The 22,639-nt window shown below is 62.6% G+C and carries 20 protein-coding genes; 8 read left to right on the top strand and 12 right to left on the bottom strand.

Annotated features, from left to right (window positions below):
* Positions 1 to 261 precede the first annotated feature (261 nt).
* From eno to ACN0SC_RS00250, 7 genes are all read right to left on the bottom strand, one after another.
* Entirely contained in the window at positions 262 to 1,539 is a 1,278-nt protein-coding gene (gene eno / locus ACN0SC_RS00280) for a phosphopyruvate hydratase (RefSeq protein WP_417247664.1), read from the bottom strand.
* Positions 1,540 to 1,669: 130 nt separating this feature from the next.
* Entirely contained in the window at positions 1,670 to 2,599 is a 930-nt protein-coding gene (locus ACN0SC_RS00275; protein ID WP_417247663.1) for a DMT family transporter, read from the bottom strand.
* Positions 2,596 to 3,006, bottom strand: coding sequence for a Fur family transcriptional regulator (locus tag ACN0SC_RS00270; protein ID WP_417247662.1), 411 nt, complete (start codon positions 3,004 to 3,006; stop codon positions 2,596 to 2,598). The genes ACN0SC_RS00275 and ACN0SC_RS00270 overlap by 4 nt, the downstream gene beginning before the upstream one ends.
* A 120-nt stretch (positions 3,007 to 3,126) precedes the next feature.
* The gene (locus ACN0SC_RS00265; protein ID WP_417247661.1) at positions 3,127 to 4,401 is read right to left on the bottom strand and encodes a cation:proton antiporter; all 1,275 of its coding nucleotides are present in this window, start codon (positions 4,399 to 4,401) and stop codon (positions 3,127 to 3,129) included.
* Positions 4,402 to 4,484: 83 nt separating this feature from the next.
* The gene (locus ACN0SC_RS00260; protein WP_417247660.1) at positions 4,485 to 5,924 is read right to left on the bottom strand and encodes a protein adenylyltransferase SelO; all 1,440 of its coding nucleotides are present in this window, start codon (positions 5,922 to 5,924) and stop codon (positions 4,485 to 4,487) included.
* Between the two features lie 47 nt (positions 5,925 to 5,971).
* The gene (locus tag ACN0SC_RS00255) at positions 5,972 to 6,931 is read right to left on the bottom strand and encodes a nucleoside hydrolase (protein WP_417247659.1); all 960 of its coding nucleotides are present in this window, start codon (positions 6,929 to 6,931) and stop codon (positions 5,972 to 5,974) included.
* A complete protein-coding gene (locus ACN0SC_RS00250; RefSeq protein WP_417247658.1) occupies positions 6,928 to 7,371 on the bottom strand; it encodes a hypothetical protein in 444 nt (147 codons plus the stop codon). The genes ACN0SC_RS00255 and ACN0SC_RS00250 overlap by 4 nt, the downstream gene beginning before the upstream one ends.
* A 203-nt stretch (positions 7,372 to 7,574) precedes the next feature.
* On the opposite strand from ACN0SC_RS00250, the gene ACN0SC_RS00245 reads away from it, so the two are divergent.
* Positions 7,575 to 7,985 (top strand): SufE family protein, encoded by a 411-nt coding sequence (locus ACN0SC_RS00245; RefSeq protein WP_417247657.1) that lies wholly within the window; start codon positions 7,575 to 7,577, stop codon positions 7,983 to 7,985.
* Between the two features lie 12 nt (positions 7,986 to 7,997).
* On the opposite strand, the gene ACN0SC_RS00240 is transcribed toward ACN0SC_RS00245, so the two are convergent.
* From ACN0SC_RS00240 to ACN0SC_RS00225, 4 genes are all read right to left on the bottom strand, one after another.
* Complete coding sequence (locus tag ACN0SC_RS00240) at positions 7,998 to 8,627, bottom strand: DUF1638 domain-containing protein (protein ID WP_417248529.1); 630 nt, start codon at positions 8,625 to 8,627, stop codon at positions 7,998 to 8,000.
* A gap of 62 nt (positions 8,628 to 8,689) precedes the next feature.
* The gene (locus tag ACN0SC_RS00235) at positions 8,690 to 9,382 is read right to left on the bottom strand and encodes a corrinoid protein (RefSeq protein ID WP_417247656.1); all 693 of its coding nucleotides are present in this window, start codon (positions 9,380 to 9,382) and stop codon (positions 8,690 to 8,692) included.
* Between the two features lie 84 nt (positions 9,383 to 9,466).
* Positions 9,467 to 10,486 carry a betaine--homocysteine S-methyltransferase gene (gene bmt, locus ACN0SC_RS00230; RefSeq protein ID WP_417247655.1) on the bottom strand — a complete coding sequence of 340 codons (1,020 nt, stop codon included), beginning with the start codon at positions 10,484 to 10,486 and terminating at the stop codon, positions 9,467 to 9,469.
* Positions 10,487 to 10,848: 362 nt separating this feature from the next.
* Positions 10,849 to 11,151, bottom strand: a complete 303-nt coding sequence (locus ACN0SC_RS00225) for a DUF1476 domain-containing protein (RefSeq protein ID WP_417247654.1) — start codon at positions 11,149 to 11,151, stop codon at positions 10,849 to 10,851.
* A 266-nt stretch (positions 11,152 to 11,417) separates the two neighbouring features.
* Here ACN0SC_RS00225 and purC point away from each other — a divergent pair, with 266 nt between their 5' ends.
* The 5 genes from purC to ACN0SC_RS00200 all read left to right on the top strand — a co-directional run bounded on the left by purC (position 11,418) and on the right by ACN0SC_RS00200 (position 16,738).
* Positions 11,418 to 12,179 (top strand): phosphoribosylaminoimidazolesuccinocarboxamide synthase, encoded by a 762-nt coding sequence (gene purC / locus ACN0SC_RS00220; protein WP_417247653.1) that lies wholly within the window; start codon positions 11,418 to 11,420, stop codon positions 12,177 to 12,179.
* A 36-nt stretch (positions 12,180 to 12,215) separates the two neighbouring features.
* Entirely contained in the window at positions 12,216 to 12,446 is a 231-nt protein-coding gene (purS, locus tag ACN0SC_RS00215; RefSeq protein WP_417247652.1) for a phosphoribosylformylglycinamidine synthase subunit PurS, read from the top strand.
* Between the two features lie 169 nt (positions 12,447 to 12,615).
* Positions 12,616 to 13,284 carry a phosphoribosylformylglycinamidine synthase subunit PurQ gene (gene purQ, locus ACN0SC_RS00210; RefSeq protein WP_417247651.1) on the top strand — a complete coding sequence of 223 codons (669 nt, stop codon included), beginning with the start codon at positions 12,616 to 12,618 and terminating at the stop codon, positions 13,282 to 13,284.
* 128 nt (positions 13,285 to 13,412) lie between these two features.
* On the top strand, positions 13,413 to 15,296 hold the full coding sequence (locus ACN0SC_RS00205) for a sensor histidine kinase (protein WP_417247650.1): 1,884 nt from the start codon (positions 13,413 to 13,415) through the stop codon (positions 15,294 to 15,296).
* A gap of 104 nt (positions 15,297 to 15,400) precedes the next feature.
* Entirely contained in the window at positions 15,401 to 16,738 is a 1,338-nt protein-coding gene (locus ACN0SC_RS00200) for a sigma-54-dependent transcriptional regulator (RefSeq protein ID WP_417247649.1), read from the top strand.
* Positions 16,739 to 16,836: 98 nt separating this feature from the next.
* Here ACN0SC_RS00200 and ACN0SC_RS00195 read toward each other — a convergent pair whose 3' ends face one another.
* Positions 16,837 to 18,060 carry a glycerophosphodiester phosphodiesterase family protein gene (locus tag ACN0SC_RS00195; RefSeq protein ID WP_417247648.1) on the bottom strand — a complete coding sequence of 408 codons (1,224 nt, stop codon included), beginning with the start codon at positions 18,058 to 18,060 and terminating at the stop codon, positions 16,837 to 16,839.
* Positions 18,061 to 18,709: 649 nt separating this feature from the next.
* On the opposite strand from ACN0SC_RS00195, the gene ACN0SC_RS00190 reads away from it, so the two are divergent.
* Positions 18,710 to 21,706 (top strand): Rne/Rng family ribonuclease, encoded by a 2,997-nt coding sequence (locus ACN0SC_RS00190; protein ID WP_417247647.1) that lies wholly within the window; start codon positions 18,710 to 18,712, stop codon positions 21,704 to 21,706.
* A gap of 178 nt (positions 21,707 to 21,884) precedes the next feature.
* Positions 21,885 to 22,634 (top strand): cytochrome c biogenesis CcdA family protein, encoded by a 750-nt coding sequence (locus ACN0SC_RS00185; RefSeq protein ID WP_417247646.1) that lies wholly within the window; start codon positions 21,885 to 21,887, stop codon positions 22,632 to 22,634.
* Positions 22,635 to 22,639 lie beyond the last annotated feature (5 nt).

Genomic DNA, 22,639 nt, shown 5'->3' with positions numbered 1-22,639 from the left:
CGAGGAGCCTTTTGGAAGATATGCGAGTGTGCCTTACCGTGGTGTTCCGACCATAAAAGGTGCACGTGCAACAGCGTCATAAAGAAGCCTCGCTGTCTGTTGCTGTGATTTTCATATATGTTTTTGCGCCGAAAAGCAAGGAAAATCGCGTGAGATGTGTGCGTGCGTAGGCTGAAGAAAGCGTAGAAGCCCCACCATTTGGCGGGGCTTTTCTTGTTTCGTCAACTGTTCGGCGCGGCGCTTGTGGCGCGCGCTTTGGTCTTAGGACTTGAGGATCGACTTGCCTGCATATTCTGCGGTTTCACCCAGTTGTTCCTCGATGCGGATCAGCTGGTTGTATTTGGCCAGACGGTCGGAGCGCGAGAGCGAGCCTGTTTTGATCTGGCCGCAGTTGGTGGCAACGGCGAGGTCGGCAATCGTGGCGTCCTCAGTTTCGCCCGAGCGGTGCGACATGACGTTGGTGTAGCCTGCACGGTGGGCCATATCGACGGCTTTGAGGGTCTCGGAGAGCGAGCCGATCTGGTTGACCTTGACGAGCATGGAGTTGGCCACGCCCTTCTCGATGCCCATGGAGAGGCGGGCGGGGTTGGTCACAAACAGGTCGTCGCCCACCAGTTGCACCTTGTCGCCGATAAGGTCGGTCAGGGCTTTCCAGCCGTCCCAGTCATCCTCGTGCATCCCGTCTTCGATGGAGATGATCGGGTAGTCGTTGCACAGGTCGGCGAGGTATTGGGCGTTCTCTTGCGAGGTCAGCGTTTTGCCTTCGCCCTTCATCTCGTATTTGCCGTCTTTGTAGTACTCGGACGAGGCGCAATCGAGGGCGAGGTAGATGTCTTCGCCAGGTTTGTAGCCCGCTTTCTCGATGGAGGCGAGAATGAAGTCGAGGGCCACGCGGGTGCTCTCAAGGTTGGGGGCAAAGCCGCCCTCGTCACCGACGCCCGTGTTGTGACCTGCGGCGGAGAGTTCTTTCTTCAGCGCGTGGAAGACTTCAGCACCCATGCGGATCGCCTCTTTCACCGAGGTGGCGGAGACGGGCATGATCATGAATTCCTGAATGTCGATCGGGTTGTCGGCATGTTCGCCGCCGTTGATGATGTTCATCATCGGCACGGGCAGGACGCGGGCGGAGGAGCCGCCGACGTAGCGGTAAAGCGGCAGGGCGGAGTAGTCGGCACCTGCTTTGGCTGCGGCCAGCGAAACACCGAGGATGGCGTTGGCGCCGAGGCGGCCTTTGTTGTCGGTGCCGTCGAGCTCGATCATCATCGCGTCGATGGCTTCCTGCTCGGTTACGTCCATGCCGACGAGGGCTTCGCAGATTTCGCCGTTCACGGCGGCGACGGCTTCCAGCACGCCTTTGCCGAGGTAGCGGGCTTTGTCACCGTCGCGGCGCTCGTGGGCTTCGTGAACGCCCGTGGAAGCGCCCGAAGGCACGGCCGCGCGGCCCATGGTGCCGTCTTCGAGGATAACGTCGACTTCGACGGTGGGGTTGCCGCGGCTGTCGAGAATCTCGCGGCCGATGATGTCGATGATGGTGCTCATGGGTAAGTCCCTCTCGTGGAGTTGTGGTCTGCGGGCCAGTCGGGTGTTTGATAGCAGCCTTTACGCTAGGGTCAACGCCAACCCGCATTTTCGGGGCGCGATCTGCTGGTGTCGGAGCATGGTGTGCGGGCTAGGGGCGGGCGGTGGCCTGTTGGGCCAGACGCCGCGCCAGACGGCGTTCGCGCATGGCAATCACAAGTCCCGCGCCCGTGATAAGCGCCGCGCCCGCCAGTGTCGGGGCGTCGGGGCGTTCCCCGAGGATCACCACGCCCGCGATGATGGCGAAGATCAGGCGCGTGTAGCGCAGCGGCGTGACGGCGGAGGGTTCCCCCCACCTCATGGCTGCGACGATGGCCAGATAGCCCAGCACGCCGAAGGACAGCCCCGTGAGTGCCATGAGCGCCTCGGGCCCTGTGGGGGCGCGGGCGGACTGGTCGGTCAGTGCGAGGATGGCGATGCCTGCGGGGATGACGGTGAGATAGGCCTGCGCGGAGACCACGGCGGGCGGCAGGTTGGCGTCCATCACGCGGGTGATCAGGTCGCGGGCGGCCACGGCAATCGTGGCGACAAGCACCCAAAGCGCACCAGGGTCCACCGCGCCCATCCCTGGTCGCACGATCAGCAGCACACCAAGGAAGCCCACGATAACGGCGCTCCAGCGGACGATGCCGACCTTTTCCTTGAGAAACAAAGCTGCGCCGATGGTGGCGGCAATGGGCATGGCCATGAAGATCGCGGTGACAAGCGACAGGTCGGCTTGGGCGATGGCGGTGAAGAAGGCTGCCGCCGCAACCCCTTCCATGCCCGCGCGCACAAGCGGCAGGAGGCGCCAGTTGGCACGGGCGAAGACCCTGCGGCGTTGGAAGGTCGCCAGTGCGGAGAACAGCACCACGCCGCCCGAGGCGAACATCAGCATGATCTGACCTGCGGGCAGGTGGAAGGAAAGCGACTTGATGAACACGTCCTCGACGGTGAACAGCGCCATGGAGGCGATGATCAGGCCGATGGCGCGCAGGTTGTCGGTGGGAATCGGGGCAGAAGTCACGGCAGGGGCGCTCACGAGGATTTCTTCACGCCGTAGAGCTCAAGCTTGTGGCCTTTGAGCGTGTAGCCGAGCTTGGCCGCGATCTTCTCCTGAAGTGCCTCGATATCGGGGTCGCAGAACTCGATCACGCGGCCGGTGTCCATGTCGATGAGGTGGTCGTGATGCGCCCGCCCCGCCGCCTCGTAATGCGCCCGTCCGCCGCCGAAATCGTGGCGCTCAAGGATGCCTTCCTCTTCGAGCAGTTTCACGGTGCGATAAACGGTGGCCAGCGAGATGCCCGCATCGCGCGCGGAGGCGCGGGCGTAAAGCTCTTCCACATCGGGGTGGTCGTTCGCCTCGTCCAGCACGGTGGCGATCACGCGCCGCTGTTCGGTCATGCGCAGGCCGCTGGCCTCGCAGCGCGATAGGATGGTGTCGGACATGGGCGCTCCCCCTCAATACTCGGGCCACAAGGTAGAAAGTCGCGCGGGGAAGGTCCAGCCTTCTGCGAAAGTTTTCGCAACTGGCTGGGCAGGAGCCGCCGCGAGAGGCGCAGGCGGGGGCTATTCCATGCCGAGTTCAGGCTCGCGGCCAAGGCGTTTGGCCAGAGGTGCGACGGTAAGGCCCTGAACGATGATCGAGAAAATTACGACGATATATGTCGCCGTGAGGATCAGGGCCTTCCATTCGCTGTCGGGCAGCGAGAGCGCAAGGGCCACGGAAATCCCGCCTTTGAGCCCGCCCCATGTCATGATCGGCACCACACCGCGTGAGAAACTGCGGAAGGGTTTGAGCAGGGTGATAGGCACGGCCACGGCGACAAAGCGCGCCACGAGCGCCAGTGCGATGGCCATAGCGCCCACACCGATGGAGCGCGTGTCGAAGGCCACGGCAAAGACTTCGAAACCGATCATCAGGAACAGCACCGCGTTGAGAATCTCGTCGACCATTTTCCAAAAGGCATCCACGTAGTCGCGGGTCTGCTCGGACATGCCGTGTTTGGCGCCCACGTCCCCGATCAACAGCCCCGCACAGACCGCCATGATCGGCGCGGAGAAATGCAGCGCCACGGCCAGTTCGTATCCTCCAAAGGCCAGCCCCAGTGTGATCAGCACTTCAAGCGCATAATCGTCGATCAGCCGCATGACGCGGAAGGTCAGCCAGCCAAGCACAAGGCCCAGCATCGCGCCGCCCACGGCTTCTTGAAAGAAGAGTTGCGCGGCATTGGTGAGCGCATCGCCCTCGCCGTGATCCGCGCCGTGGCCCGCGTCCATGCCCGTAAACGCCAGCCCCGACAGCACCAGAAAGACAACGTATCCCACACCATCGTTGAACAGGCTTTCGCCCGCGATCTTGGTCTCCAGCGACTTTTGCAGGTTGGCCTGACGCAGCACGCCAAGCACCGCGACAGGATCGGTGGGGGAGATCAGCGCGCCGAAGGTCAGCGCGATAAGCAGTGGCATTCCCGTGATCCACGTAAAGCCCACGCCCACCACCACCGTAGAGAGGCCCACACCCAGCGTCGCCATGAGGAACACCGCGCGCCATTCGTTGCGCAGGTCGGAGAGTTTGACATGCAGCGCCCCCGCAAAAAGGAGCAGGCCGAGCATCCCTTCCAGCAGGGCCTCGGAAAAATCAATCGCCGTGACCTGTGCGCGGATCGTCTCCTCAACCTCCATCGCAGGCCAGATCGCATCCATTCCGATCACCACGAGAGAGGCGACGAGCGAGACGACAAGAATGCCGATGGCCGAGGGCAGGCGCAGGAAAAGGTAGTTGATCGCGCCGAAGGCACCAGCGAGGACAATCAGGAGCGAGGTGATTTGCAACAGCGACATGGGTGGCCTTTCACATGCGGGGCGGGTGATTGCCCCAAGCGATAGCACAGCTGCGCCCGCCCGCCACCGATTTTATGCGCGTCTCAGGTGCCGCAGAAGGTCTGGGTGACGCGTTCGTGGCTTTGCGGTGGCGTGGCGAGATTGCCGCCTGCATGGGCCGTGTCAAAGGGGGTGCGCAGGGCCGTTTCCAGCGCACGGGCAGGGGCATCGTCGCCCTCTACTGCCGCCGCGATCACGCGCTCGATCTGGTGGTTGCGCGGGATGATCACAGGGTTGGTTGCGGCCATGAGGGCCTGCGGGTCGTGGTCGTCCGCCTCCTCAGCCAGACGGGCCTGCCAGCGGCCTTCCCATGCGTCGAATGCGGTCGGGTCGGGCAGCATATCCCGCGCGGTTCCATCGCTCAACCCACGGAAGAAATTGGTGAAATCCACCTCGCCCGCCGCCATCAGCGTCAGGAGATCTTGCACCAGTTCCTCATCCCCTTCACGCGGCGCTGCAATTCCGATCTTGGCCGCGAAGGTGTTGCGCCATGCGTCCTGATAGCGTGTGGGGAAATCGGTGAGCACTTCGGTCAGCGCGGCCACGGCGGCCTCGGTTGTCTCGGCCGCCGCCATGCCATCTGCGGCCAGATCACGCGCCACGAGCGGGACGAAACAGGAGCCGAGCTGCGCCAGATTCCATCCCGCCATATTGGCCTGTTGGTCATAGGCGTAGCGCCCGTATTGGTCGATGGAGGAGAAACAGGCCTTTGGATCGTAGCGGTCGAGAAAGGCGCAGGGGCCATAGTCGATGGTCTCGCCGCTCACGGCCATGTTGTCGGTGTTCATCACCCCGTGGACGAAGCCAAGCCCCATCCATTTGGCGACCAGTTCCGCTTGTGCGCCGACGATGGCGGCATAGAGGTCGCGGGCGGTTTTGGCGTCGGGGTAGTGGCGGTCGCGCACTTGGGCCTCCAGCGCCTCCAGTGCCTCGGTATCGTCGCGGGCGGTGAAATACTGGAAGGTGCCGACACGGATGTGCGAAGCGGCCACACGGGTCAGGATCGCACCAGGATAGCCGCGCTCGCGCTGCACACGTTCGCCTGTGCGCACCACGGCCAGCGCCCGAGTCGTCGGCACGCCCGCTGCATACATGAATTCGCTGACGAGGTATTCGCGCAAAGCTGGCCCGATCCACGCGCGTCCGTCGCCACGGCGCGAAAACGGGGTGCGGCCTGCGCCCTTGAGCTGGATGTCGACGCGCCCTTCGGGGCCGACGATTTCGCCCAGAAGCACCGCGCGCCCGTCGCCAAGCTGCGGCACCCATCCGCCGAACTGGTGGCCTGCGTAGGCCTGCGCTATCGGGTCGGCGCCATCGGGAATGGTGTTGCCCGCAAAGACATCCGCGCCCCAATCGGTCACGCCAAGCGCCTCGGCTAGCGTGTCGTTGTGCAGCACCATTTCGGGGGCGGGCACCTCTTCTGGCGCGATGCGGGCGAACATGCGGTCGGGGAGGCGGGCGTAGCTGTTGTCAAATCGGATCATGGGAGACACCTAATGCGTTTGTGCGCGAAGACGATCCCCGCATTCGATCAAAGTCGCGCGATCCGCTCGGTCAGGAGGGTAAAGAACCCGTCCGCGTCGATATCGCCCAAAAAATGCGCATTGGCGGGACGGTCGGTCACACCCCACCAGTCGGCCACGGTCATGCCGCGCGTCAGATCGGATTGCGTTTCGATCTCGACGTTGATGTGGCGGCCTTTGAATAGCTCTGGCGCGATCAGGTAGGCGATCACGGTCGGATCATGCAGCGGCCCGCCCTCGGAACCGTATTTTTCGACATCGAAGCGTTCAAAGAAATCGAGCCAGCCCTTACAGGCCTCGCCGACATGGGTGCCGAAAGCGCCAAAGGCCTCAAGGCGCGGTTTCGTCACCAGCGCCTTATGGGTCACGTCCAGCGGCATGACGACCAGATCGGCGCCCGATTTGAACACGATATCGGCGGCTTCGGGGTCGACGTAGATATTGAACTCGGCGGCGGGGGTAATGTTGCCCACCTCGAAATAGGCCCCGCCCATCATGACCACCTGACCAACGCGCTCCACGATATCGGGCGCTTTCTCGAAGGCGGTTGCGATATTGGTGAGCGGGCCAAGTGTGCAGAGCGTCACCGCGCCCGCAGGCTCGTTGCGCAGGGTTTCGATGATGAAATCGACGCCGCTTTGCTCCTGCAAGGCCATCGTGGGTTGGGGCAGTTCGATCCCGTCGAGGCCCGTCTTGCCGTGGACATGTTCGGCGGTGATAAGGCTGTGCGCCATAGGCTTTTCGCAGCCTGCGAAGACCTTCACATCGCGCTTGCCCGCCACTTCGCAGACTTTCAGCGCGTTCTCGGCGGTGCGCCAAAGCGGCACATTGCCCGCCACGGCGGTGATGCCGAGCACTTCGATTTCCGGGGAGGCAAGGGCGAGCAGGATCGCCATCGCGTCATCCTGTCCAGGATCGGTGTCGATGATGATCTTGCGCGGGGCCACGGTGGACGCGGCCTCGCTCATCGGCGCACCTGCCGCGCGCCGTTTGCCGCGTTGACCACGATGCGGCGCACGCCTTCCAACTCGGGGAAGGAGAGCGCGCGGGCGGCAGTGATGCGGCGCTGCGCCTCGTTGCCTGTGCCCTGTGCCGTCGAGGGCGGACGCAGGCGGAAGTCGAAGACCAGCGTGTCGCTGCGCTCGGAGGGCACGGGCACGAGTTCGGCGTCGTAGTAGCCAAGCGCGGGCACTGCGGCAGTGGCGGTGACGATACCGCCCGAAGCAGACCGCTGGATCGACACATCGGCCAGCGCGGGTGCGAGCGGGCGGGTGTCGGTGAAGGCGGGGTAACCCTTGCGCGGGGCGAGGGTCTGGAGAACGGTGACGGGTTGTCCGTCGACGGTGGTCTGCTGCACAGGTTCGGAACGACCGAACCAGTTCATGGGGTTGAATCGGGACTCGCGCACGGTTGCACATCCCGAAAGCATCACAAGGGCCAAGCCGCCCGCTATCAATTCCCGCCGCATCATCTTCCCCCGTCGGATTGCTTTGCCCAAATGGGTAGCGGATCAATGCGCGGTTGAAAAGGGTGAAGCGGCACGGGAGCGGTGTCTGGACCTCCGCGCCGCGAGGGCTTATGTCGGTCGGGCAGAATTCATGGAGCACAGTGATGGCCACCGAAGCCTTCGAAGACCTCGTCGAAACCTTTGAATTTTTGGACGATTGGGAGGACCGCTATCGCCATGTCATCGACATGGGCAAGGCGTTTCCCGCGCTTGATGAAAGCCTTCAGGTGCCCGCGACCAAGGTAGAGGGCTGTGCCTCGCAGGTCTGGCTGGTTCCGACGCTGGAGGGGGGCAAGTTCGACTTCGAGGGCGCTTCTGACGCGATGATCGTGCAGGGGCTGATTGCCGTGCTGCACACGCTCTATGCAGGGCTGACGCCGAAAGAGGTGGTGGAGGTTGATGCGGTGGCGGAACTGGGGCGGCTTGGCCTCAACGAACATCTGTCGTCGCAACGCTCCAACGGCTTGCGCGCCATGGTTCAGCGGATCAAGGAAACGGCGGAACGGGCGCTGTAACGCCCCGCACTATCACCCGTCGCGTGGCTCGGTCACGAAGGGCGCCAGCTCGCCATAACCCGTAAACCGCCGCTCGAAAGCAAGGCCGAGACGGTCCGCGCAGGTCTTTGCGGTTTGGGTGAGGGCTGGATCGTCGGTCTGCGCAAGGTAGACGAGTTTTTCGTAATTGCCGAAATACATCTCCAGCAGGTCGGGGTGGCGATCAAGGCCGAGCGGACGCCAGACGAAGGCATCGAACTGGCGCGCCAGAAAGTCGGTAAGGAAAAAGCTGGTCACTTCGCCGCGTTCGGCGAAAGCTTCGGCACCATCGAAAAACGAATAGCAATGGGGCGCGTCGATCATTTCCGCGCCATGGCGGTCGCACACCGCCTGCAATAGCCCGCCCGTTCCGCAATCGCCGTAGGCCACGAGGATGCGGTCGTATTTCTCGCGGTTCTCCACGATCACCGCCTCAACGGCGGCGGGAATTTTGGCGGGCGTGTTGTGCAGGATCGCGGGCAGGCAGGTCAGCGTCAGGTGGTCGAGCGCATTACCCTTGATCAGCGTGACGATTTCGCGGGCCAGCGCGCCACAGGCGATCACCAAAGTCCGACCCGAGCCCAGTTGGGACAGCCCCTCGTCGCGCAGGATCTCATCGCTCAGGGCCTCACCGCTCGGAGCGGCGGCGGGCTTGGCGTTTGATGTGGCCTGCGCGGACACGGCGCTTAGCGCTGGTTGTGGCGGGCCGCGATCAGGTTCTTCGCGGTTTCCACGGCAATCGCGGCGTCATCGCAATAGGCGTCCGCCCCGATCGCGCGGCCGAATTCCTCGTTGAGAGGCGCGCCGCCGCACAGCACGATATACTTGTCGCGCAGCCCTTGATCTTTGAGGTTCTCGATCACGGTTTTCATGTAGGGCATGGTCGTGGTCAGCAGAGCGGACATGCCGATGATGTCGGCGCCTTCCTTCTCCGCCGCGCCGATATATTCCTCGGCCTCGGTGTTAATGCCCAGATCAATGATCTCGAAGCCCGCACCTTCCATCATCATGGCAACAAGGTTCTTGCCGATGTCGTGGATGTCGCCCTTGACCGTGCCGATGACCATTTTGCCCATCTTGGGTGCGCCCGTTTCGACCAGAAGCGGCTTGAGAATGGCCATGCCACCCTTCATCGCCTGCGCGGCCTTGAGAACTTCGGGGACGAAGAGGATACCATCGCGGAAGTCGTCGCCCACGATCTGCATCCCTGCGACCAGCGATTTGGTCAGGATGTCATAGGGCGTCCATTTGCGGTCCAGCAGGATTCGGACACCTTCGGAGATCTCGTCTTTCAGACCGTCGTAGAGGTCGTCCATCATCTGTTCGACAAGCTCGCCATCGTCCAGTTCGGACAGGATCAGGTCATCATCGTCAGACATAGGTCTATCCTTTGCGGCGTTTGTGCAGTTTGGGTGCGCCAGCGGTGGCGCGTCATAAAGTGGTCAGGCAGGCGGGCGCGAGGGTTAGCTGCGACGGCCGCGGCGGCCTGTGCGGGCGCGTTTGGCGGGCCCTTTGTCATCGGTGCCATCGGAGGTGGAGGAGAAGGCGCCCAGTTTCTCGACGATCTCTTCCAACGTGGGGCGCTCGCCGCGCGGGCGGGTCTCCAGCGCCTCGCGCATGGCGCGCAGGTGTTCGGGCGTGGTGCCGCAGCAACCGCCGATGATGGTCGCGCCCGCGTCACGTGCCATACAGGCGTAGTCGCCCATCAGCGCGGGGGTGCCGTCATAGTGGATGTGGCCGTCGACATAGCGGGGGATGCCCGCGTTGCCCTTGGCGATAATTGGGCGCTCGTGCCCTTGGGCGGCAAAGCCCAGAATTGTGCGCAGCAGGTCGGACGATCCCGTGCCGCAGTTCGCGCCATAGGCGACGGGCGGGGTGGGCAGTTTCTCGACCATATTGGCAAGCTCGGCGGAGGTGACGCCCATCATGGTGCGCCCAGCGGTGTCGAAGCTCATGGTGCCGACCCAAGCCAGCCCAGCCTTCGCCGCGCCTTCGCCAGCGGCTTTATACTCTTCGGGGGCGGAAATGGTTTCGACCCAAGCCACATCGGCGCCGCCCGCTTTCAGGCCCTCGGCCTGTTCGTGGAACATCTCGACGGCATGCTCGTAAGTGAGCGCACCCATGGGTTCCATGATCTCGCCCGTGGGGCCCATGGAGCCTGCGACGATGACGGGGCGGCCAGCCTTGTCAGCAACCTCGCGGCCGATCTCGGCGGCGGCCTTGTTCAGCTCGAACACGCGGTCTTGTGCATTGTGCAGTTTCAGTCGCGCGGCGGTGCCGCCGAAGGAGTTGGTGAGGAAGATGTCAGAGCCCGCATCAACAGCACCCTTGTAAAGCTCGGTGATGTTGTCGGGTTTGTCGACGTTCCACAACTCGGGCGCGTCGCCCGATTGCAGTCCCATATTGAACAGCGTCGTGCCCGTCGCGCCATCGGCCATGAGCCAGTCGCGGGTCTGGAGCAGTTTTGTCAGGGCGTCGGTCATCGAGGTCTCCGGTCGTCGTGCTGTCGGATGCACGGGGATCGCACATCGCAAGGGCAGCGCGCAGGGGGAGCGTGCCGCAGGTTGCGTCTCTCCTGCCACGCGCGCGCGAATTTGGCAAACCCATTCGCGTCATAACCTTTATGAGTTTCGATGCATTTCGCGTGAAATCCCACTGTCGGAGGTGGCCGTATTCCTGCGACTGTTCGAAGGGTTTTGCTGCATAATCGGAGGATATACGGAGGGCGATCCGCGCAGTGTTGCGGCGCGCGACACGAAAAACGCCCGCGCGACAGATCGGGCGGGCGTTTCACATGGTTGTGTGCAATCTGCGCGGCTGGCGCGCGACGGGATTGCGAGAGGGCTTAGTCGAGCAGGGAGGCTTTCGCTTCGCCAAGGCAGGCGGCGTATTTGGCGCGCACCTCGTCGACGGAGGCCTTGCTGCCGAGATCTTCGGCGACCTTGGCGATCACGTCCTCGGAACCGGGTTCTTTCATATCCGCGCGGATGACTTCCTTGGCATAGGCATCGGCATCGTCACGGCCCAGAAGGGCAGCAGCCCAAAGTCCGAGCATCTTGTTGGCACGCATTTCCGCTTTGAACTGCATGTCCGCGTCATGGGCGAATTTGGCTTCGAATGCGTTTTCGCGGTCGTCAAATGTGGTCATGGGATATGACTCCTCCGAAAGGTGATGTTGCTTCACATATGCCTGTCCCTGTGCGGCGGTTCAAGACGCAAAACACGCGATACGCCCGTATGATACAGGGAAGCGCGGGGGCATAGACGCGGCAATCGGGGCAATTAGGGGTGCGATATCGGTGGGGCGGGAGGCACCCGCGCGCTTGCTCCCGTGGCGTAGCTGGCCTAAAGAGCGGCAAGACCGGCGCGCGGCGGTTTGATTCCCGCGACCCAACCAGATACGGAGGCTCCCGCATGGCGCGCCGCAAAAAGATTTACGAAGGCAAAGCAAAAACCCTTTACGAAGGGCCCGAGCCAGGGACGATTGTCCAGTATTTCAAGGACGATGCCACCGCTTTCAACGCGGAGAAGCGGGCGACGATCGAGGGCAAGGGCGTGCTCAACAACCGCCTGTCCGAGTTCTTCATGTCGGGGCTGACCAATCTGGGTATCCCCAACCATTTCATCAAACGCCTCAACATGCGCGAGCAACTGTGCCGCCAATGCGAGATCGTGCCGCTCGAAGTGATCGTGCGCAATTTCGCCGCGGGGTCGATGGCCAAACGTCTGGGGATCGAAGAGGGCACGCGCCTGCCGCGTCCAATTATCGAGTTTTCCTACAAGGACGACGCGCTGGGCGATCCGCTGGTGCCCGAAGAATACATCATCGCCTTCGGGTGGGCCTCGCAGCAGGATCTCGACGACATCATCGCGCTTGGCCTGCGGGTCAACGACTATCTCAGCGGCGTGATGTATGGCGTGGGTATCAAGCTCATCGACTTCAAGATCGAGATCGGTCGTGTCTGGGATGGCGATTACATGCGCCTGATCGTGGCCGACGAGATCAGCCCCGACAGCTGCCGTCTGTGGGACATCGAGACGGGCCAGAAGCTCGACAAGGATGTTTTCCGCCGTGATCTGGGAAATCTTACCGACGCCTATACGGAAGTGGCGCGCCGCCTCGGGGTGATCCCGACCAACGGCCCCACGGGCGACGTGACCAAAATCATCAACTGAGCCAAGTGCTTTAGAGACCAAAGAGGGACAAGACCTATGAAAGCCCGCGTGACCGTCATGCTCAAAACAGGTGTTCTGGACCCGCAGGGGGCTGCGATCCAGCACGCGCTCGGTGCCCTCAACTTCGACGGCGTCAACGATGTGCGCCAAGGCAAGGTGATCGAACTTGATCTGGCCGATGGCACCTCGGAAGAGACAATCAAGGATATGTGCGAGAAACTGCTCGCCAACACCGTGATCGAAAGCTACGAGATCGACCTGCTTTAAGGCTTTGCGCCATAACAAACAGGTGAATGCCGTCCCCGTTGCAAAACGGCGGGCGGCTTTTTCGTGTGGCGGGTGCGTCATGTGCCGCGCGATGTGCTCTTGATCGCGGGGCGGGGCTGCTTTATTGCCTCACGCAAAGCCCTGACACCCCCCCCCGTGGAGACGCCCCATGAAAGCTGCTGTTCTGCAATTCCCCGGTTCCAACTGTGACCGCGATATGTATGTCGCGCTCAAACAGGCGGGCGCCGATGTCTCGATGGTTTGGCACAAGGATGCGACCTTGCCCGAGGGGGTGGATATCGTAGGCGTGCCTGGCGGGTTTTCCTATGGCGATTACCTGCGCTGTGGCGCGATTGCGGCCAACTCGCCCGTGATCGCAGCCCTCAAGGCCCATGTGGATCGCGGCGGCTATGCCTTTGGCATCTGCAACGGGTTTCAGGTTCTCACCGAGGCGAAGCTCCTGCCAGGGGCGCTGCTGCGTAATGCTTCCGTCAAATACGTGTGCAAGACGCAGCGACTGACAGTGGAGACCACCGACAGTGCCTATACCAACGCTTATACCAAGGGGCAGGAGATCGGCATTCCGATCGCGCACCACGAAGGCAACTACACGGCCGACGCCGCGACGCTCGACCAGTTGGAAGCTGAGGATCGCGTGGCGTTCCGTTATGTCGGCAACCCCAACGGGTCGGACCGCGATATCGCGGGTATCCTGAGCGAAAACCGCCGCGTTCTCGGCATGATGCCGCACCCCGAACGCGCCGCAGAACCCGCGCATGGCAACGAAGATGGCAAGCCGTTCTTCACCTCGCTGCTCTCGGCTCTGGTCACGGCCTGAGGCGCAGGGTCGCATTTGGCTGTCTGATCGGCCAAACCCCCGTGAGCCAAGCGGAAAACCGCCGCGCGGGGGCGGGCGGGCGACGCGGGCACTTGCAGCCCGTGCCAGCGCCCGCATAGTCTCGCTTCATGAGTAACCGCTCGGAAACTGCCACTCCCGCGCCCCAAAGCGCCGCCTCCCAAAATGCCGCGCGGCAGACTTCCGCGCGACAGGCGGCTGCGCCTGACAACCCGAAGCTGACGTGGCTCGGGCGGTTGGCGATTGTTGTCTTCATCGTGGCGGCAGTGGCGGTTGTCTGGACCACCAATCTTTTCCTCACCGAACGCTACACGATCCTCACGCGCAACCGCGCGGAGGTGCGTCAGGCGCTTTACGCGGGCAACCTTCTGTCGGAGTTGCAGCGGGCCTCCATCGTACCGCTGCTGTTGTCGCGAGATCCCGTGCTGGCCTCGGCGCTTTCGACCTCCGATTACACCAATACCTCCGCACACCTCATCGCCTATGTGGAAGAAATCGGCGCGGCCTCGCTCCTGTTGCTCGACAAAACGGGCAGGGTGGTGGGAGCCACTGACCGATCCGTGCTTGGCCGCAACGACCGTCAGGCTCCCTATTTTGTCGATGCGATCCGTTCCAACGACACGACCTTCAAATCGACGCAGCTAGAGAGCGGGGCCTATGCCTTCACCTATGCGCGGCGCATTGATGTGGCAGGCGCACTGGCAGGGGTGATTGTCGTCGCGGTTGATCTGGCGAAGTTTGAGACCCAATGGGCGGGGATTTCGGATGCGGTGATCGTGGTCAATTCCGAGGGCACGATCATCCTGTCAACCGAACCGCGCTGGCGTTCGCGCACGGAGGCTGAAGCCCTACAGGTGCGTGATGCGCCCACGGCCATTGAACGGGCGATCCGCGCGACCACCGACTGGACCACGCATGAGCCTGAAACCTACCTGCGCGGGGAGGCTGTGATGCGCCTCGAAAGCAGGATGCCGTTCCGTGGTTGGCGCATGGCCTCGTTTACCGCCTATACCTCAATCCGTGAACGGGTGAACGGTTTCCTTGCCTTGGAGATCATGGGGTTCGCAATCATGCTCTCCCTGCTGTTCTATCTGACCTCGCGGCGCGCGGTGTCGCGGGCGGGCTTGTTCCAGCGTGAAAGCGCGGAATTGCGCCAGCTCAACACCCAGTTGCAGCGCGAAATTGCGGAGCGCAAACGCGCCGAAGAAAACCTGCAAGTCGCCGAGCAAACCCTTGCACAGTCAAGCAAATTGGCCGTTCTGGGTGAAATGTCGGCGGCTGTCAGCCACGAGTTGAACCAGCCGCTCGCCGCGATGAAAACCTATCTGGCGGGCGCAAAGCTGCTGATCCAGCGCAAGCGCCCTGACGAGGCGCTGGCCTCCTTTGGTCGCGTCGATGATCTGATTGACCGGATGAGCGCGATCACCAAGCAGCTCAAGTCCTATGCTCGCAAGGGGTCGGACAGGTTGGAACCGATTGACCTGCGCGAATGCGTCAACGGGGCCTTGTCGATGATGGAGCCGCAACTGCGCCAGCGCGCGGTGCAAATCACCCGCACCCTGCCGCCCGAAGCGGTGGTGGTGTCGGGCGACCGAGTGCGGCTGGAACAGGTGCTCGTCAACCTGCTGCGCAATGCCTTTGACGCTTGTAAAACCGCGACCGACCCCCAGATTGATGTGACGGTGGCGGGCGGCGAACAGGCCACGGTCACGGTGCGCGACAACGGGTCGGGGATCGTGGATCTGGAGACCCTTTTCGAGCCCTTCTACACCACCAAAGCCCCGGGCGACGGGGTTGGTCTGGGGCTGGCGATCTCCTCGGGGATCGTCACCGAGTTGGGTGGCCGCCTGACTGCGCAGAACCGTCCCACGGGTGGTGCGGTTTTCGAAATGGCCCTTCCGCTCTACAATGAAGAGGCGGAGGAGACCGATGAGGGTGGGGGCGCGCGTGACGATCCCCGCGACGGGCGGCGCGACCCTCACGCCGCCGAATGAGGTCGCAGGCGGCGGTAGCACGAACCGTTGCGAGGCCGCCGCGAGACCCGAACACACACGACAGACACAACACGACAGACGACATCGCAAAGAAAGAACTTAAAATGCCTAGCGCCATGAAAATTGCCATCGTCGACGACGAACAGGATATGCGCCAATCCATCAGCCAGTGGCTGGCGCTCTCGGGATTTGATACCGAGACCTTCGCCAGCGCAGAGGATGCGGTAAAGGGGCTTGGTCCCGATTACCCTGGTGCGGTGATCACTGACATCAAGATGCCCGGCATGGACGGAATGCAGTTTCTCAAGAAGCTGATGAGCATCGACAGTGCCCTTCCCGTGATCATGATCACAGGCCACGGGGATGTGCCGATGGCGGTGGAAGCAATGCGCATCGGTGCCTTTGATTTTCTCGAAAAGCCCTTCAACCCAGACCGCATGACGGAACTGGCCAAGAAGGCCACCAACGCCCGCCGCCTCACCCTCGACAACCGCGCACTGCGCCGCGAGCTTGCTGGTGGCGCGGGGATCATGAAAAAGCTTATAGGCGCCTCGCCCGTGATGGAACGTCTGCGCGAGGACATCCTCGATCTGGGTCAGGCCGACGGCCATGTGCTGATCGACGGGGAGACAGGGACGGGCAAGACGCTCGTGGCCCATGCGCTCCACGCGGTTGGTGCGCGCGCGTCCAAGAAATTCGTCACCTATGCCTGTGCGGGGCGCGAGGAGTCGGAACTGGCCAAGCGGCTCTTTGGTCCCGATCCCGATGGCGGCGCGCAACCGCTGTTGGAAGAAGCGCGCGGCGGCACGCTGGTGCTGGAAGATATCGAGGCGCTGCCCGAAGGTTTGCAGGCGCGGCTTCTGGCGTGGATCAACGATCAGGGCACCCCGCCCGAAACCCGCGTCATCGCGATCTGCAACCTGCAAGAGCAGGGGCGGACCTGTGAGAGCGCGCTGCGACCCGATCTCTACTTCCGCCTCGCTGCGATGAAGATCACCACCCCGCCACTGCGGTCCCGTGGTGAGGATATTCTGCTGCTCTTTACCCAGCTCAGCCAGCAATTCGCCGAGGAATACGGCTGCGACGCGCCCGAGATCACCGCGCAGGAAGCCGCCCAGCTCTTGCAGGCCCCTTGGCCAGGCAACATTCGCCAGTTGGTCAATGTGGCCGAACGCGCGGTGCTGCAAAACCGTCGCGGGTCGGGAACGATTGCCTCGCTGCTGCTCACCGAGGGCGATGCGCCAGAGGATCAGACCATGACCACCGAGGGCAAGCCGCTCAAGGAATACGTCGAGGCTTTCGAGCGGATGTTGATCGACAACACCATGCGCCGTCACAAGGGGTCGATCGTGGCGGTGATGGAGGAGCTTTGCCTGCCGCGCCGTACGCTCAACGAGAAGATGGCGAAATACGGGTTGCAGCGCGCCGACTACGTGGGCTGACCGCCGCAGGGCATTTTCCCGAATGCTCTCCCAAAATGAAAAACGGGGCCCCGCGAGGCCCCGTTTTGCGTCTTTGATCCGCCTGTCGGCGAGGGCGTTTAGCCGCCCATGTTCATGCAGGAGGCGTAGTAGGTCACGGTTGCGGGCCAGTCGGAGAAGACACCCACAACACCCGCGTCCTGTGCCAGAGCATCAAGCACTTCGAAATAGTCACCGTCGTTGTCGGTGGCTGCCGTGGCCGACTGGAAATACCAACCGCCACCAGTGGCCAGCGGGCCAGAGCGCTCAAGCGTCCATGTGATCAGTTCCAGACCCGCCGCTTTCGCCGCTTTGGCATATTCGGAGGCGACATATTTACCGTCTTCGGCCACGACCAGCATGTTGATCGAGGGGGCGAGATACTTGAGGTTCATCGCTGCGAGCGCGTCGAAATCCTCGGCCCATGTCTCGGCGTTTTGCGGATCAAACCCGTCGGCGGGCTCAGTGAGGAAGACGGAGTTCACCGCGTAGTCGGGTTCGTTTTCCAGCCAGTAGGCAACCACGTCGAGGTTGAAGCTCTGCGGGAAAAGGTCGGCGGCATCCACGCCTGCTTCCTTATATTCGTCGAGCATCTTCTGTGCGTAGTCGTTCATGGTGAAGCCGTTAAAGGGCATCTCGACGGCGGGGTTCTTCAGTTCGGGCGTGAACTTGACGCCGTGTTCCTTGAACAGCGCGATGGACTCTTTGTGCGACATCACCGTGCCTGACGCGGTGTAGAGATCGGTGCGCCAGCTTGCAGTGCCATCCATATATTCGGCCACGGTGGTGCCCGATGCGTCTGCGGCGTCCATCTTGCCCTTGAGCGACTTGAATTCGGCCAGAGTGACGTCGGAGGTGCGGCACTCGGCCTGCGCGCTCATGTCACCAGATGCGGGAGCGAAGGGGGTGGTACATTGCTCGGCCAGATCGGTGGCGAGAATGTTGGTGGTGGTGTGCAGATCGTTTTGTGCGTGGCGGCAGACCAGTTCGAGGTCTTTGGTGAAGGCCACGTCACATTCCATGATGCCCGCGCCCATCTGAAGACCTGCGCGGTAGGCTTCTTCGGTATGCTCGGGGAACATCAGAGGCGCACCACGGTGGGCGATGGAAAAGTCGGTGCGCACGGGTTCAACATCGCCACAGGCGGCGAGGCGGTCTTTAAGGGGGCTGTCGTCCATCTGGCTGATGAGCCAAGCGGGGCGGGGCCCAAGCTCGATACGCTCGGCAAATGCGGGCGCGACGAGGGCGGGGGCCAGAACCGTGGCGGCAATGGTCAGGGACAGGGGCGTGCGGGAAATGCGCATCGGGGTCTCTCCGTTTTGTCATGAGTGCATGTCGATGCGCCGCACAATCACCAGCATCGGTTACAGTTCCGCGTCACTTCGGAGACGGTTCCGCGTCAGTTTCGTGACGGTTTTTCAAAGGCGTGCGGGCACTGTGCGGGAGTGCTGGGGGACATTGATGTGGGAGAGGGGGACGCGTGCGGCTGTGGATAAATCCGTTATGCGGGGAATTGGATGTTGTATTAACCCGCCGCCGCCACTACTGATAGGGGATGCAGGTCCGACACGGCACGCCCGTGTTGGAAACCGCTAACCACAGATTCGCTGCACGCGAATACGGCCATGGGCGCGGCATAACCGCGTGCGCCCGCCACTCGCGTCGCAGACCGATAGCGCCATAAGGCATGACAAAACCTTGCGGCTTCACGAATGCCCGACCTGCGTCTGACGCGAGGTTCGGGAATGAACTGGGCAACGGTCGGACCACGCTGGTCCCCGATTGCCGGAGAAGAAACGCGATGCAACGCGCAGAGGTAAACCATGGGCAGAAGACGGGCGCACGCGCCACGTCACCCATGCCCGCGCGGGTGCTCGCCCCTGAAAATCACCGCCGTTCCCGCCCTTCCTCCTTTGCGAGGTCAGGGCCCGTTCGGGGTGCCGAAAGACTTACATGGCTAAGAAAATGCTTATTGATGCCACCCACGCGGAAGAGACCCGCGTTGTGGTGGTCGACGGAAACAAGGTTGAGGAATTCGATTTTGAATCCGAAAACAAACGCCAGCTTGCTGGCAACATCTATCTCGCAAAAGTAACACGGGTCGAACCGTCGCTTCAGGCGGCTTTCGTGGACTATGGCGGAAATCGCCACGGTTTCCTCGCATTCTCCGAGATCCATCCCGACTATTACCAAATCCCCGTAGCTGACCGTGAGGCGCTTCTGGCCGAAGAGCTGGAATACGCCAAGCAACAGGCGGAGGAAGAGGAAGAGCGCGAGAACAAGCCCAAACGCTCCCGTCGCCGCCGTTCGCGGTCGCGCTCCAAGGCTGAAGAGGTCAAGTCCGATGATGCGGTCGAGACCAAGGATGTCGAGAGCGCAGGCCCCGCGGGCATGGATGTGGTCGAACCCGAGGGCGACGACCAGACCGACAGCGCCGATGCGCCTGACGCCGAAGAGGGTATCTCGCCCGCCTTCACCGTGGCCGAGACCCCTGTAGAAGAACCGCAGGACGACGATGCCGAAACGGCCACCGATGAGGTGTCCGAGGGTGACACCGCGTCCGAAGAGGCTGCAAAGGACGATGCCTCCGACAGCGCTTCTGACGAGACTTCGGGTGACGACGACACGGACAATGGCTCCGATGACGACAGCGGTGACGACGACAGCGACGACGATGACGCGTCCGAGCGTGACAACTCCATCGAGAACGTCGCCGATGATGACACCACTGATGAGGTGCGTCCGCGTCGCAAACCGCGTCCCAAGCGCTACAAGATTCAGGAAGTGATCAAGGTCCGTCAGGTTCTGCTCGTGCAGGTCGTGAAGGAAGAGCGCGGCAACAAGGGCGCGGCGCTGACCACCTACCTGTCACTGGCGGGTCGCTACTGTGTGCTCATGCCTAACACCGCGCGTGGCGGTGGTATCAGCCGCAAGATCACCAACGCAGCCGACCGCAAGAAGCTCAAGGAAATCGCGGGCGAGATGAACGTGCCGCAGGGCGCGGGTCTGATCGTGCGTACGGCGGGGGCGCAACGCACCCGCACCGAGATCAAACGCGACTACGATTATCTCAAGCGTCTTTGGGAGCAGATCCGCGAGCTGACGCTCAAATCCACCGCACCTGCGAAAATCTACGAGGAAGGCGACCTGATCAAACGGTCGATCCGTGACCTCTACTCGAAAGAGATCGACGAGGTGATCGTGGAAGGCGAGGGCGGTTATCGCATCGCCAAGGACTTCATGAAGATGATCATGCCGTCCCATGCGAAGAACGTCACCAACTACAAAGATACCCTGCCGTTGTTCGCGCGCTATCAGGTGGAGAGCTATCTGGCCTCCATGTTCAACCCGACGGTGCAGCTCAAGTCGGGCGGCTATATCGTGATTGATGTCACCGAGGCGCTGGTCGCCGTGGACGTCAACTCGGGCCGCGCGACGAAAGAGGGTTCCATCGAGGAAACCGCGCTCAAGACCAACCTTGAGGCCGCCGAAGAAGTGGCGCGTCAGGCGCGTCTGCGTGACCTTGCGGGTCTGATCGTGATCGACTTCATCGACATGGAAGAGCGCCGCAACAACACTGCCGTTGAGAAGCGCCTCAAAGACAAGCTCAAAACCGACCGCGCCCGCATCCAAGTGGGCCGCATTTCGGGCTTTGGCCTGTTGGAGATGAGCCGTCAGCGTCTGCGCCCCGGTATGCTGGAGGCTACAACACAGCCTTGTCCGCATTGTCACGGCACGGGCCTGATCCGCTCCGACGACAACATGGCGCTCACCATCCTGCGCCAGTTGGAGGAAGAGGGCACGCGCCGCCGCTCCCGCGAGGTTCTGCTGAAAGCACCTGTGGCCATCGTCAACTACCTGATGAACCACAAGCGTGAGGCGATTGCGCTGATCGAATCCCGTTACGGCATGGCTGTGCGGGTCGAGGCCGATCCCTTCATGATCTCGCCCGACTTCACCATCGAGAAGTTCAAGACCGCCACCCGCGTGATCAAGCCTGACGCTACGCCCGTTATTTCCGCATCGTCGGCGATGATGGACGATCTCGATGAGGAGATCGAAGCGGAGGAGGCCGAAGAGGCCACCAAAGCTCCTGAGGTGGCTGCGCCTGAGGCCGAGGGTGACGAGGAGCAAAAGCCCAAGAAGCGCCGTCGTCGGCGTCGTCGTCGGCGGAAATCGTCGGATGAAAACGGCGAGAACGGTAACGGCGAAAACGGCAATGGTGAGAACGGGGCCGAGAATGGCGCCGAGTCCAATGCCGACGCAGGCGAAGCTGCGGAAGGGGCGCAGGAGAAATCCGACGATGCCGCTGCCGAGACACCTGCCGAAGAAGCTCCCGCCAAGCCCAAGCGCACCCGCACCCGCCGCAAGAAAGCGGATGCAGACGCGGAGGCCAAAGCGCCTAACGCTGCCGAGGGTGAGACTGCTACCGCTGATGCAGCGCCCGAGGGTGAGGCCGTCGAAGAGGCGCCCAAGCCCAAACGGACCCGCACACGCAAGACCAAAGCGCAGCGTGATGCTGAAGCCGCCGAGAAGGCTGCCGAGAGCGCGGATGTGACGACCGAGGTGGCTCCCGCCGCCGAGGAATCCGCACCCAAGCCGAAGCGCAAACGCCGCACCAAGGCCGAGATCGAAGCCGAGAAGGCTGCGAAAGCGGCTGAGGCGGGCGAGACCGCTGAGGAACCCGCGCCCAAGCCGAAGCGCAAGCGTCGCACCAAGGCGGAGATCGAGGCAGAAAAGGCTGCGAAAGCGGCTGAGGCCGCGAAGGAAGAGGCTGCACCTGAGGCGAAGCCCGAGGACGTGGTTGCTGAAGCCAAGCCGGAGCCTGCTCCCGAGCCAGTGGCCGAGACGGTGACGGCTGCGCCAGAACCTGAGGCTGCGCCAGAGCCGGCACCTGAGCCGAAAGCCGAGAAAAAGCCCCGCCGCAAAGGCTGGTGGTCGATCGGCTAAGCCCGCGAGGGATCACATCCCCCGCAAGAACATTCAAAACGGCGCGTCCTTTTTAGGGCGCGCCGTTTTCTTTTCGCCGCTGCGGTGACGGTTTCGTTACAGTCAGGCTACGCAAATGTGAGGTGCTGCGACGAAGCATTCCCTTCCCCGACCCGCGCATTCGTGGCAGGAGGGGAGTATGTTTGGAATCGACCTCATAGACGCCACCCTCCTGCCTGCGATGCTCATCGCTTTGACGGCGGGGATTGCCTCCTTCATCAGCCCTTGTGTGCTGCCGATTGTGCCACCCTATCTGGCCTATATGTCGGGTATCTCCATGGGCGAGATGCAGGACGGAAGCGGCGCGCGCAAAGCGGTCATTCCCGCGCTGATGTTCGTCCTTGGCCTGTCCACGGTGTTCCTCTTCCTCGGCTTCACGGCCTCGGCGTTCGGGGCGTTTTTCCTGCAAAATCAGGTGCTTTTCGGGCGGATTTCAGGCGCGGTGATTATCATCCTCGGCCTGCACTTCCTCTCGGTCTACCGTATCCCCCTCCTTGACCGCGAGGCGCGTCTGGATGCGGGGGATCGTGGCGGATCGGCCTTTGGGGCCTATGTTCTGGGCCTTGCCTTTGCCTTCGGCTGGACGCCCTGCATCGGGCCACAATTGGGCGCGATCCTCTCAATCGCCGCACAGGAAGGCTCGGTCGCGCGCGGCACGTCACTTCTGGCGGTCTATGCGCTCGGTCTGGGGCTGCCCTTCCTGCTCTCGGCCATCTTCATCACCCGCGCAATGGGCGTGATGAACCGTCTCAAGCGGCACATGGGGATGATCGAAAAGGTCATGGGCGTGATGCTTGTGGTCGTGGGTGTCATGCTGCTCACAGGGGCTTTCTCGCGCTTTTCCTACTGGCTTCTGGAAACCTTCCCCGTGCTGGCCACGGTGGGCTAATTCCC

Origin of the sequence: Celeribacter sp. (assembly GCF_048261515.1) — a bacterium.
Taxonomy (GTDB): domain Bacteria; phylum Pseudomonadota; class Alphaproteobacteria; order Rhodobacterales; family Rhodobacteraceae; genus Celeribacter.
This window is presented reverse-complemented; position numbering and strand designations above follow the sequence as displayed.